The following is a 13,404-nucleotide window of genomic DNA, read 5'->3' on the forward strand; positions in this document are numbered from 1 at the left end:
ATGGGGAAGAATCTGTATGAACTAGCTATTGACCATATAGCAGAAAAATATAAAACAGAGCTAATGGCTGAAGAGATAGACGATGTTAATTCTCAAATCGAGGAAGAAAAAATAGATGAAATTCCTGTTAATTTCTATAGCCTATCAGAAATCCCATTTGATAAAATACAAGATTTTAATGTTAGTAAACTAAATACCTTTAAAGATATTATTTGGGATTGGAGGCAAGAAGGAAGCCAAATTTATAAAGATGATTGTTTTTTTTCTTGGGACAAAGAAGTATCAGAGGGCGTTTCGCTGCTTGCAAATGAAAATAAATACCTATGTCGTTTGCTCAAAATGATAGCGTTTTATTCTTTACCTCAAAATGCTTGTCTACAAAATGTAAAATCTTTTAATACATCGAAAGCAATTTTAAAGCATCTTCAAAGTTTAGGAAAGTTTCTTTATAAACATAAGCTTTTTGTTGATATTCAAGGAAATGGGTCTTTTACTAATACTATTTACTTAACAAAAGAACATTTTACAGAATTCATTAAAAATGATTTGAAAGATTCTGGTGCTATCTATGACTTTGCTAAACAAATTAAACACTGGGTGGGATTATCTAAAAGCAAGTTGATTCCTATGGATTATCGACTGAATTTTGAACCATTCGATGCTGATATGTATTCAAAACTGGCTAAAAATGCGGAGGATAATAAGGGCGAGTATTTACCTATATCAATTGATACGCTTTCAGAGTTAGTGCCTTTTTGCATAGATAATATTGAAAAAAATTCTGCCGAAATTTTGAAATTCTACAGTGTCCTTTGGCCTGTTATTGCTGGTGGAGATATTGCTAAAACCCAACCCTTTGAATGGGGGAAGGCTATTTACGAATTGTTAAGTATGGATTTGAAGGTAATAGATCTTCAAATGTATAAATTCAAGGACTATAGTCAAGTTAAAATGAGTAAAGACTTAAATACCAAACTTAGATATGCCGTTAAGAATCACCCTGAGTGGAATAAGAATAATCCATTTTACTTATCTAATATTTGGAAAATAAAGCAAAGTGAAATATTAAATATAGCTTTGGAACTAGGGATCGAATTAGAGAGTATTGACTTAGCTATTGTTTATGATGTATCGAAGATTAAGATGAAGGTTATGGAACTCGTAACGGAGTTAAGAAATTCATGCGTTGTCATTCTCTTTTTGGTTACTGGAATGCGTAATAGTGAAATGTATCTTCTAGAAGCCGGTAATTGCTGGCAGCTTAAAGGGTCTGAAGATGATTTTCGAATTAGCATAACAGTTCCTAAAACATCCGAAGGTTCTACAGGCGATCCGGTAGTCCTTCCAGTACCGGAAATAGCGTACAAAGCGTTTAAATGCTTAGAAGCTTTAACAGATAAAGCTCGGGTATGGGGGGGATCAAAGAAACTGATGGTTAGTTCTACTTCAAACTTCGGAAAGGAGATTGTTGCCCGAAGTATCAATCAGTTTCTTAAACGTTGGTTTGAAGACCTTGGAATAGAACACATTCATCCTCATCAGTTTCGTAAAACAATTGCAATGTTTGCGATTTACCAAAATCCGAATAACATTAGTGTTATAAGGAGACTATTTTCTCACCAAAGTCTAGCGATGACGCTTTCATATATCGTGAAAATGCCCGGTATGGCTGAAGAAATCAAACTAGCTGTTATAGAAAGAAATAAAGAGTTACTTAGTGAATTACTTGAGGCTATAGACAAAAAATGTATTGGCGGTAAAGCAGGAAGTAGGATTAAGAGACTAGTTGATGAATCAACGATATTTAAGGCCAAATTGAACGACGATGGTTGGGAGGGTCTTGAACAGTATATTCAAATCTTACTACAGGATGGTTTAAGCATTTTGCATCGAACATCATTCGGAGCAATTTGTACAAATACTCATTCTGGATTAGTTCATTTAGCGCCGGAATCTTGTAATTGCAATGTTACGGACTGCAATTGGTCTGTATTCACCGCCAACTCTATAGAAGACCTTGAAAATACCATCAAATTTCATGACAATTTTTTGAAAGATGATTTTTGTAGTGAGAAACAGAAGCGTTTTTCGCATAAAACTATCAGAGATTGCGTTGAAAGGTTGTATGAATTAAAAGGAATTGATTATGTGAAAAGTTGTTTTCCTAAACTCATAAAAGAAAATTTCCTGACTTTGGAGGCAGGGGGACGTAATTATGGCAAACAAGATACTAAAGCATGATGAAGCACTTAAACTAGTTTATTCCGTGATTGCATCGCTACGAGAAAGTGGAAAGGATAAAATTACGATTACAGAGGTAGCTGAAATCTCTGAAGTTAGTCGTGCAACCATTTACTCTAAACACCCTGACTGGGTTGAGGTGCGTAATGTCATAAAAAACAATAAGCCCTCTTCATGGCTTAAATTAGCTTCGACAAAAAATAATGAACAAACCAAATGGCAAATAGATGCTCAACGACTTGAAAATGAATTAAGAACTTGCCAAGAAGAATTGGATTTCATAAGTGGACAGGCTGACAATGTATTCAAGAAACTTCTTGATGAACTTCATAAATATATGTATCTAGCAAAAAAAACACCTGAACAAATAGAAAGAGAAGCCAATACTCTTATAGAGTTAAACGAACTAAAAGATCGTTGTGAATTCTATGAAGCAGAAATTAAAAGACTAAAAATTGATTCGGGTCGTAATACCAAGATGGTTCCTTTTGTAAAAAAGGAAATAATTGACGTTTACTCAGAAACTCAAAGAGCAAATATTAGTAAGTTGGATTTACTTGAGTTAACATACGAAGCTTTATTGAATTTTAATAATTTATTTCGTAAAAGTTATCCACCTAAAGTCGTTTATGTATTATGCGGAAACTTCGCAAGTGGAAAATCCTCTTGGATTGCAGACCACAAAACACAGAATGTAGGTTCTGTAGTGTACTTTGATGGAACAAACCATACTCAATCATTAAGGAGAATGATCTTGAAGTATATAAGAAATCTAAATTCTGATTGTAAAATAGTTTGTGTGAGAGTTTTGTGTGATACGAGCGAGTGTTTAGAAAGAAATGTGAACGAGAGCAGGATTAGAGTTAATACTACTATTCCTAGAGATATAATTATTAGGTTTGCTGAGATATTTGAAGAGGTTACGGTTAAAGAAGGATTTGATGAAATCATCATCGAGGGGGGCGCGTAATGTCTGAATCGGGAAGGATTAAAGGAGCTAACAATGTAAAGGCATTTAAGGAATTTATTGAGTTACATAATCAACAAGACGATTGGATCAATTACCTTAACCCTAGTAAAGTAAAGTTAAGAAGATCAGATATATGTGAAGAGTGTGGCTTTAGTAAAAGTGCATTGAGACAAAATCCATTGCTTAAAGATATGTTAAAAAATCTTGAGAGGGAGTTACTGCAAAAAGGAGTGTTACGAAATAAATGCTTGCAGGAAGAAGGTTTTAAATATCCTGACCAAGACGAGTTTGTTAAGTCATACGATGAAAAGTTGACAAGACTGAGAGATAGTATGGATCTGGTTGACAAGATGATTGCTTTATATCAATCGGAATTGGAAAGATTAGATTGATAGATTTATTCGGCTGACATCTTCTCAAAAAGGCATAATTGTTAGAAAAGGTAGTGGAGATAATATGCATCTATTTAATACTGATGGCTTGAAAAATACTGATGTATTTCCTAAAGATACTGTTCCCATTTTTTTAGATGATGACTTTCGAGTTATAGAAGGCCCAAGTTATTGGGCAATAGCATTGGCGCAAAAAAGGTCTAGAAGCATAGATACTCTTAAACAATACACAACAGTTTTAGCAAGATTCCTTCAATGGCGAGATGATAAAGGAGTCAAAGCAACGAATTGGCAAATGACAGATGAGGATGTAATAAACGCTTATATCGGCTATTTAATAAATAATAGGGACATTAAGGGAAGGCCAAGTAACAAAACTATTGAGGATTATATAGCTACATTGAGTTACTTTTTTAAATGGGCAACAAAGAAAGGATATAAACATTATTGGAAAATGGATTTAAAGAAAGTAACCATTCAAATTAAGGGTAGCTCATCTATGGTTAAAACGGAAAAACAAGTAGAAAAACGATTTCAAATAGATAATGGGTCAACCATGCATGTTGACCGTGAGCAAGATAAGTTTATTCACAGGGAAAACATTCCCCAAATTATGGAATTATTTGATGATGTTGTATATGCCTTCATTGTGCTTGTTTTATGGAAAACAGCACTAAGACCTAAAGAGTTATTCCAGTTACCATATAAGGGTGCAGGGTTAAATGCCGGATTGAAACGGTATCGAGAAGAAGAGTTATCAGTTCTTAAAGAAATCTTGTTTCGGTTTGAATCAAAAGGAAAAGATAGGGATATCAAGTTTCCACCCGATGTTTGGACTGTAATATGCAGGAAATGGATGCCCGAACGGGTTAAACGTGCTGTAAGATATCAAGAAAGAAATAACGGTAAAATGCCGCCAAATAATGCGTTGTTTTTATCAGAGGATGGAAGGGTTGTTACACCAAAAATGCTTCGGGACAACTTTAACAAAGTAGCCCAAGATCCAAGGTGTCCTGAGAAGAAAATTACTCCATATATGTTTAGACATGCTTTTGCAACATACTTTATTTTGGATAGATTAAAACATTTCAATTTACTAGGAAAAGCTTATGTTTATAATGCAGTAATCGATGCTGAATTGCGTGAGTGGATGGGGCATGAGAATATTGAAACTACATATAAACACTATGTCCATTTGGTAAATCGTTATTTTCATAATGGGTTATTGGATGTTATGGACGATCCAGTCAACAAAGAAATACTTAATGCCTTTGAAAAGTAATAATGTTTTTAGGTCAGGGACTCATCTATAAGAATTTCGCATGATTGTTGCCCCAAAAGGTGTACAAAGAAGAGGTTTTATTACCAAGACATTAAGTTTTATCAAACTGTATATAAACATTCTGGAGAAAAATTGTTTTGGGAATCAAAAAACGCGTAATGGATAGTAAATTAGTTCAAAATAGAATGGAGAAACAATTAAGCGATAGTTTATAAGAACGTAATTGGGAGAATTCATAAATATACTGTCCCAAAATGATAAATTGGCGGAGAAATATTTAAGTATATTTGTTGAAAGTGAGATTTTTCTTTGATTGCATCTAATTATATAGAGCATGTGGGGAAAATTACCGAAGCAAATAATAACTCATCAAATCACTTATTTCAACTATTTAAAGCAACGCGAACAGGCTTGCAAACATTTCTAGATAACAATACTAAAGAGCTAACACCGGAAGAAAGAATGATTGTCGGAAACCAGAACCTTGAGATAAATAGAATGGCTATCAAATTAGATGCAGACAATAAATCATACCTCTTAAAGATAGTAGGAGCAATAGGGACTCCATTGGCACTATTGGGGGTAGCAGTTCTTGCTGGAATTGCAAACAATAATCAACAAGAATTGTCAAGCAATGAAGTATTTGGTGAAGATACGGATGAAGATTCCAATGATTAATGTAGGAGCTGTGAAAAGGTTTGTATTATGTGTTAGTTGAAGTTGGTTTATAGCATAAAAACAAATGATGTGGGGGTTAATCATTTGATTGGTTTCTTATGTTTTTTAATAGTACTTTTAATTATTGGTGGAATTAGGTTATATGAATATACACAAAAGAAAAATCAAGGGTATTTGTTAAAAATCTTCTCAAAGGTTAGTTATATAGAAGGATTTGATCAAAAGGCAGAGGTAACAATTAAAGTTTATGCAGATAAAATTACATTTAACGATACTGCAACAATCCCAATGGATAAAATTAATAAAGTAAGTAGCGTTCATCAGTTTGTTCGTGCAGAGCGTGGTAAAAGGTATTTTTCACAACCATACTTTCATGACATAGAAATTTACTTTAATTCTATAGACGGTTATAAAAAATCCATTCGACTTGAACGGATAGGTAAAATATCAAATCAATTTTTAATTCTGAGGGAAACCATTCATAAATTAACAGGAATTGAAGGGAGGCATGATTCACCTCCTTCAAAACCTTTTAATCTATAAGTTTATATAATCACAGATTCCCTTAATGAATAGGATTTTCATCTAGATACGATACAGATTGGGAAGTGAGAGCAATATAAAAATTCTCTCAATGCCTAGTTATCTTGTCATAATGTTTATAAATGGATAATAACCTACGTAAATTAAATCATTTGAGTAGAAGGTGAACATTCGAAAAAGATATTTCTCTGGAACACGGGGACGGTTTTCGCATTTCATTGACAGGAAAGCTCGTAGAAAGTAAAATCTCTGCAGGGCGTTTCCTTTTCTTTCATTCCCAAAAATGTACAATTAGTAAAGTTTACTTTGCCATTTTCACTATACTATCGAAGTGCAGAATAATAATTTCAATGCTAACTAGCAATGTAAGCTATTCATTCCGTATTGTTCTAAAACAACTATCCCTCTCTGTAATGTGGGGGAATTTATGTATCTATGGGAATAGGAGTTGTCAAAGGTGAATATATTTCTAGATTCAAATGTTGTTTTTACCGATCCATTTATGAATAAAAATATATATAATAAACTTCTATTAGAACTTGCTGAAAAAGACTTCGTTACAATTTATATATCTGAAGTTGTAAAGAAAGAAATCATAAACAACTTCGAAAAGGAATTATCCAAGTATTATAAGGAAATTGAAAAAAGTGAAGTCAAAATTAAGAAAATATTAAGGGAAAATGAGCGATTACCGTTCGACTGGAAAGTAACGGTTGGAGAGTATGTATTAAAATTAAAAGAGCATTACGAAGAATTAGAGGACTATGGCCTGATTAATGTGTTGGATTTTGATAATAATATCTTACCTGAACTTGTTGAGCGCTCGATTAAACGTAAGAAACCATTTACCGATAAAAAGCAGGAATTTCGTGATGGAATCATCTGGCTTACTTATGCTAATTTCACGAAAGCAAGAGAACGTTTTATTGGTACTTGCTACTTTATCACTAATAATACGAGCGATTTTACCTTAAATGGTGAAATCCATCCTGACTTGCAAGAAGATTCTACCGCTTTTATTTTTTATAAAAATACACAGGAGTTCTTTCAAAACACCGATCAGGTAAAACAACTGCAAAAGACATTGAATTTAGTTAATTGGGTCGAAGGTGAAGACTTTGAGAATAGTCCACAAGTAGTTTTGGACTTATTAGAAGAGCAATGTTGCGATGAAATATTTGAGGAAGTATGGGATTATTTACATATGTATTCTGATCGCATATTTACCAAGTACCATTATGAAATGAAACCCGATTATGTTGATTTTGAACTTGATGCAACTAGCATTGAGTTAATTGATGTTGGTGACATTAATGTCGAAGTTGTACTTGATACAGTTGTCATTACCGGATTTTTAGATGCTAATATTGAGTTTAATGTAGGTTTTCTTAACCCTACTTGGGCTATTGAAGAAGATGAAATCCAAAATGTTGGATCTGATTCAAAACCAATTTCAATGGATTTCACCCTTACTATTAACCAAGATAAAAAAATCAATGACTTAGATTTAGATAATATTGACCTCGGTTAATAACTTTTATTCTTTAATGTTGCCAAGTGTTAATTTTACAGAAGTATTGGGGTAGCAATAAAAAGATAAATAGGCATCAGTACAGAAAGGTTAATATACGGGGGTTTAACATTTTACAGTATTATACTTGACGTGCTAGATCAAAAATTAAGACTACTTAGTTTTAATATTAGCATGTGATCTTGAGTTTGCTACCGTAATAGTAAAAGAAGTAAATGCATCCGAAATAGAGGTGATTTTATGGGGAACAATTACGATTATTTATATCTTGATTATCAAAAACAAGAAGTAGTTAACCAATTATTCAATAAGCTTTTACATAGAAAGTCTCATTATAAACCAGTAGATAAGGATGCTGATCAAGTGCAATCGAAGTGGGGATTGGATATTCTACTTCTCCGTTTGATACAAAAAGGTGAAGTTGAAAAGGACCCACGCAGTTATGACAAATTAGTCGACATATGGGAAGAATTTTGCGTGGATTATCCTAATATAGATTTTACACTTGATGAGGTGATTCAAAATGGGTGGGTCCGAGTAGTATGGGATAGATGGTATCTTCCTCAAGAATTTATTTATTCCAGAAAAAAATCTTCTAATAATCCATTAGTTATTTTTATGCAGTTACTAAGTCAAGTTCCTTATCCAGATGAAAGGAAGTTAAAACTTAATTCTGTTTCAAAAGAATTGGATTTGCATCGGGAACACTATCCGAAACTACCAGAATTAGATTGGTTTTTATCAGAAGAAATTATTTTTGAAAATGAAAATGACTTATTTTTAAATTGTCGCCATAATTTTGTTGCCCATTATTCATCATTTCTTCTAGCGAAGTTATGGGAGGAAGAAGTTGTTGGACCGTTAAACATTACAGAACGATTAACATGGTGGAAAAATTATTTTGAGGTTTTCGGAACGGGATTGTCTTTCTTTAAATATATAAATAACAATAGTAAAAGTAACTTTCTAGATGCTGCCGTTGAAAGACTCCTTTCTGAAGAGGATTGTATTGGCTGGGAAGAGGAAATGGTAAAGTTATCAGTCGAGGGTTTATCAAGATATCCTGAAAAAATGACTATTTTGCCAGATCTCTCATATTATTACTCTCCTTCATCGCAGAAAGAATTAGATAGAATGGATTGGCTTACTTCTATTGGGAGTTTTGATGCGGGTATTTTAATGGATCGGCCAAGGCAAATGTTAGACGTGATTTTTTCAATCGTTCTCCGATATGATGATGGAGGAAAATTACGTGTGAAGAGTTTAATAAACAATAGAAAAGATAGACCTTACTTTTATAAAATGCTATCAAGAGACAAATATCAATCTCATATAATACCATATCTACTGCTTGAAGATGGTGCTTCCTTAATTGGTATGTATGCACTTATTCACTATGAGGCAGAAAATATGGGTATTCTAAGTGGAAGTGAATCAAAAATACGAGAGGATAAAACTAAGGAGATTTGGGATGAAGGTCTTTCATTTCTTGCATATAAGCTTCACAAGCAAACTCCTAAAAAGGCGACAAATTTTATTTTAGAGCTAGTCGAGTGGTTTTATCGTGAAATACGAAAACCTAGCATCCATTCTTCTAAAAATCATTTTAGAAGGAAAAGTCAATTAAATAGTATTTTACAATTATTACTGGAAATGCCTCGACACTCAAGAACGGATGATTTATTCCTAGAGGACTTATTGCCAGAGTTGATAAAAAAATTAAATATTATTTACAACAACAGCGATTGTCCGTTAAAGGAAGAACTATGGCCATTTGGACTGTGGCTATTTGAGCAAGCTCATAAAGGGCATCTAGAGGATAAGAATAATATACTTAATATGTTTGCCGAAAAAATAGCTGGGTATTATATTCAATCTTTTTCTAATCGAGAGCCATATGATCGCTGGATTGAAGTAATAGAAAAGGAAGTTGAATCAGAAGGTTGGATGTTTATAGCCGACAAAATTTATGTTATGGAAAGGGAACATTGGGGGAAATTTCTTTTTCCTACTGAATTTGAAAACTTAGTTGATCAAGATAATGAAAAATATAGTAAAGAGCGAAGAGAGACTATAGGAAAAATTAGAACCCACATAAGATTACTATCTTATCTATCTTTACATTTGAAAAATGAAGAATTACTAAACGTTATTAACCCGATGCTTTCTAGACTTCTGCTGCATTTTCAATTTGATAAACCTGAAGATGGTAAAGTTGATGTATTTGATTCCCATTATGAATATAATCCATTTATTGGTAATATAAATTCTTATTTATTTGAAAAAGTGTCATTAGCCATTAATAACTTTGCTGATAACACGAGAAAAGATACTCTTCGTGAATTTAAGGATAATCAAGTTAATATTAATCGATTAAGTACATTATATAATGCAATGGATAGACAGAAGGATAAGGCATTTATTATTCAATCTATTACTCCTAGTTTGGTTGATAAGAGTTTAGAGTCGATTGGTATGCTGCCAGATGTACAAAATATGGTAAGGGAAATGTTGAATACTGAAAATGAAGAGTTAGCAAGAATGGCCATTGATATTATGGACCGTTACGCAGAGTTGGTCAAGAAAAGAAATCTTATAGATTGGATGGAGTGGGAGTTTGGCGAGAGACTGCGTGCCAACTTTATTTTAGGAAATGGTGAAGAGATATTAAGTGCCATAATTCCGGAGAACCTAGAAAACAGGAAAAAGACCAAAGATGTTCGTAAATTTTATCAGGGATTAGTACTTTTAAATAGTAAAGACGGTAATAAAATTGCGCAATCAATTAAAACTTTTGAAGGCTTAATAAGTACCCAACCTGAAAATATAGGTTATAAAATTAACTTAATTGCAGCAAATGTTAGGTTGTTAGAGCAATATGTTAAATCCAGTGATACAGATACCAATGAAATCCACAAGCATGTTAAAAAGATTAGTAAACTTTTTGAGGAATATAAATCCGATATTTCTTTAGATAATAATCGTAGTGGTGCGGCTATCTTGGTGGAAAATCGACTATATATGTCAATCTTAATTAAAGATCAAGTTGATTTTTGGAATGTATATTCTTCCCTAGATGAAGAGTTGAAAACAAATTTAAAAGTTGGGTCATATGCTGTTCAGGTTAGTCTCGAACAGGAAGATTGGGAACATGCAAATCTTCTGTTACAAGATTTATTACACAGGCATGGTAACAATGATATGTTGGTAGAACTAAAAAAGGAAATAGAAGAAAAGGAGTCAATGACTACAGTTTTAGCACCAACAATGGCTTTATCTCCAGTTGATTGGAAGTTTGTTGGATCAGCAAGGGTTTCAATAAAAGGTTTAACTGTTTACGATCAAGCAAGAGCTTACTTCAATCAAGCTGATGCTAAAGTAAAGGATGTTTTAGTAGCGGAATTATTCGATGCTTGTAATAAAATGAAATTGATGGCCCCCACCTTATTAAAATATGTAGACAACGGTGAACCAAAGCAAGGGGAAGAGGATCATTATAATGATATTCTTGCGATATTGCTAAATCAGAGTTTTAAATCTCTTGGTTGGACAGCTTCAACTCAACCCCGTGGAGGATTTACAGGAAATCAAGCGAATGCGAAGGGTGGTATAGGAGAGCGTGATGTTGTCATTTACGACGGTAATAATCGAGAATTAACAATTATAGAAGGTTTACGCCTTTCATATGCGAATAAGCAAGACATTCTATCTCATTTTCAAAAGCTGTTCCGATACGACGCAGGTGATGCCCATTTTTACTTTCTCATCAATTGGGGGTTTAGTGATAGCCCATCTACGTTATGGAAGAAGTATAAAGATATTGTGCTTTCATGGAATGATAGCAGTTATTCAGTTAAAGCAAATGGGAATATCTTAGATTTATTCCCATATCTTGAAGAACAACAATTGCCAAGTTTTTACACAAGGCATCTTTCTGACATGGGAAATGAGATTTATGTAATACACCTCTATGTAGATGTGAAAATGACGAGTAAGTGGAAGATTTGAAGACTACTCTTTTGAGATTGCTCTCAGTAGGGGATTCTTTTTTTCATAAATGAAGAGAAACGATCAGAAAAAAGTGGGCTTTGGGGTGGATTGTCTGTTGTTTTAACTTTTCCCCTTGGTATGTGTAATTTGAACTGTAATAGATATAAAGGAATCTAGTTGTATATAGGAGGAAAATCATTTCTCTAGATGATGCTAAGTGTATTTGGGAAAAGTCTTTGGCCATATGTTGTGATATAATATCTTTTAAGAGGGAGTTATTATGGGAAAAAGTTTAGAGACTTTAATTATGAGTAGGATTAATGAAAATAAAAGTGTGGAGGAAATTAATGCAGATTTAAAAGAGTTAAGCTCAAAGATCTCTTCAGTTGATTATCTGCGCAATATTTCTAATGTAGAAATACCGTCTGATTTTGTTATGAAATTTTCAGAGGCGGCATATGTTAAAGAACATTTAAAGAAATTAGTAAACCTTGTATTTGAAAATATTAACAGTGATAAATTCACAAAAGTATTAATAGATGACTATATTGAAAGTAGTAATACGTTTGATTACAAAAAACATTTTTTAGTTTTAAATATCCTCGGGGAGAAGCTAAAACAAATTAACAATCAATTCAACTCAGTCCCATACATTCATATTGAAAATTTTAATAGGAATGTTCAGGGGAATACTTCAAAGTCAATCAAAGAGATTATCTTAGATTCAGTAACTCTTATAGGATTTCTACTAACGTTATACGGGGCAATTTTTAACAACAATGTTTCAGATATAAAGATTGATAACAGAGATATAAACGTTTATAAAATGGAAATCACAAATGAAATAAATAATATAATTAATGATTTTTAAATATAGTTTTTGGTGATTGTTATCCCCCTTTAAAGGAAAAGGGGGGGCTTGTAGTCACTGCATAAAAATGTCAAATGGAAGTTTTTGACTAGAAGTTAAGTCCTGTAGATAAAAATCTCTGAAGGGCTTTTCTTTTTCCTTTGCTTTTCTGAATGTTGAAAAATGGCAATATCGTAGCTCTGTCCTTCCAATCACTCCCGCTCTCATTCCCGTTCACAATCCAGTCATTGCCATCTGATTATGTGACCTTCTTAAATTCCAAAATGCCAATTTCTCTGGTGTGATGATTTCAGCCAAGGAAATGTACCAGTAAATGACAGATAATTACCACCACATCTTCTGGTTGATTTAAGTTAAAAGCCATACGTATTTTGAATTATAAATGTTATACTTGTTGTACTAATTTGATTGATTTTAAATAAGAAACGTCTTCAACAATCGGGCCAGTTAATGGAATAACTCATTGTATAAATAACGAAATTTTGACATAATTATTTTGAGTAAATCGGCAGCAATACAGAACAAAGAGATTAATTTACGAGGGGGATTGTTTTGAATATTTATTTGGAACAAGTAAGGGCGAATGTCTCAAATTTGCAAAAGTCTATTCAATGGTATGAGGAGACCTTGGGGTTAAAGGTAACTGGTTATTGGCCACATGAAAATCCGAATTATGCTCATTTTGAATTTGATAAAGGGGCAACGTTTTCCATTATGGAACATGATGAATTCCCTTCGCGTGGGCGATTTAATTTTAAGGTAGAAAATGTTGACGCTTTTTGGGAAGAGATTAAAGATAAAGTTGAAGTTGAAGTAGTTGAGGAATTGTTCAATACTCCATATGGCAGTCGGAAATTTACTATTAAAGATTTGGATGGTAACGAACTTGGCTTCGGACAGGAATAG

At 33.1% G+C, this 13,404-nt stretch carries 10 protein-coding genes; all 10 read left to right on the plus strand.

The window, feature by feature from the left end:
* Window positions 1–2,241, plus strand: a complete 2,241-nt coding sequence (locus BM195_RS12220) for a site-specific integrase (RefSeq protein ID WP_090238541.1) — start codon at window positions 1–3, stop codon at window positions 2,239–2,241.
* Window positions 2,216–3,211, plus strand: a complete 996-nt coding sequence (locus BM195_RS12225) for a helix-turn-helix domain-containing protein (protein ID WP_090238544.1) — start codon at window positions 2,216–2,218, stop codon at window positions 3,209–3,211. The genes BM195_RS12220 and BM195_RS12225 overlap by 26 nt, the downstream gene beginning before the upstream one ends.
* On the plus strand, window positions 3,211–3,603 hold the full coding sequence (locus BM195_RS12230; RefSeq protein ID WP_090238547.1) for a hypothetical protein: 393 nt from the start codon (window positions 3,211–3,213) through the stop codon (window positions 3,601–3,603). The genes BM195_RS12225 and BM195_RS12230 overlap by 1 nt, the downstream gene beginning before the upstream one ends.
* 64 nt (window positions 3,604–3,667) lie before the next feature.
* Window positions 3,668–4,885 carry a tyrosine-type recombinase/integrase gene (locus BM195_RS12235; protein ID WP_244535753.1) on the plus strand — a complete coding sequence of 406 codons (1,218 nt, stop codon included), beginning with the start codon at window positions 3,668–3,670 and terminating at the stop codon, window positions 4,883–4,885.
* Between the two features lie 309 nt (window positions 4,886–5,194).
* Complete coding sequence (locus BM195_RS12240; RefSeq protein ID WP_090238552.1) at window positions 5,195–5,563, plus strand: hypothetical protein; 369 nt, start codon at window positions 5,195–5,197, stop codon at window positions 5,561–5,563.
* A gap of 84 nt (window positions 5,564–5,647) precedes the next feature.
* Window positions 5,648–6,106: a hypothetical protein gene (locus BM195_RS12245; RefSeq protein ID WP_090238555.1), complete on the plus strand. Its 459-nt coding sequence runs from the start codon at window positions 5,648–5,650 to the stop codon at window positions 6,104–6,106.
* A 457-nt stretch (window positions 6,107–6,563) separates the two neighbouring features.
* Window positions 6,564–7,637, plus strand: a complete 1,074-nt coding sequence (locus tag BM195_RS12250; RefSeq protein WP_090238558.1) for a PIN domain-containing protein — start codon at window positions 6,564–6,566, stop codon at window positions 7,635–7,637.
* A gap of 240 nt (window positions 7,638–7,877) precedes the next feature.
* On the plus strand, window positions 7,878–11,645 hold the full coding sequence (locus BM195_RS12255; protein ID WP_090238561.1) for a hypothetical protein: 3,768 nt from the start codon (window positions 7,878–7,880) through the stop codon (window positions 11,643–11,645).
* Window positions 11,646–11,907: 262 nt separating this feature from the next.
* Window positions 11,908–12,498 (plus strand): hypothetical protein, encoded by a 591-nt coding sequence (locus BM195_RS12260; protein WP_090238567.1) that lies wholly within the window; start codon window positions 11,908–11,910, stop codon window positions 12,496–12,498.
* Between the two features lie 552 nt (window positions 12,499–13,050).
* Entirely contained in the window at window positions 13,051–13,404 is a 354-nt protein-coding gene (locus BM195_RS12265) for a VOC family protein (RefSeq protein ID WP_170848246.1), read from the plus strand.

Origin of the sequence: Lentibacillus halodurans (assembly GCF_900112045.1) — a bacterium.
GTDB lineage: Bacteria > Bacillota > Bacilli > Bacillales > Amphibacillaceae > Lentibacillus > Lentibacillus halodurans.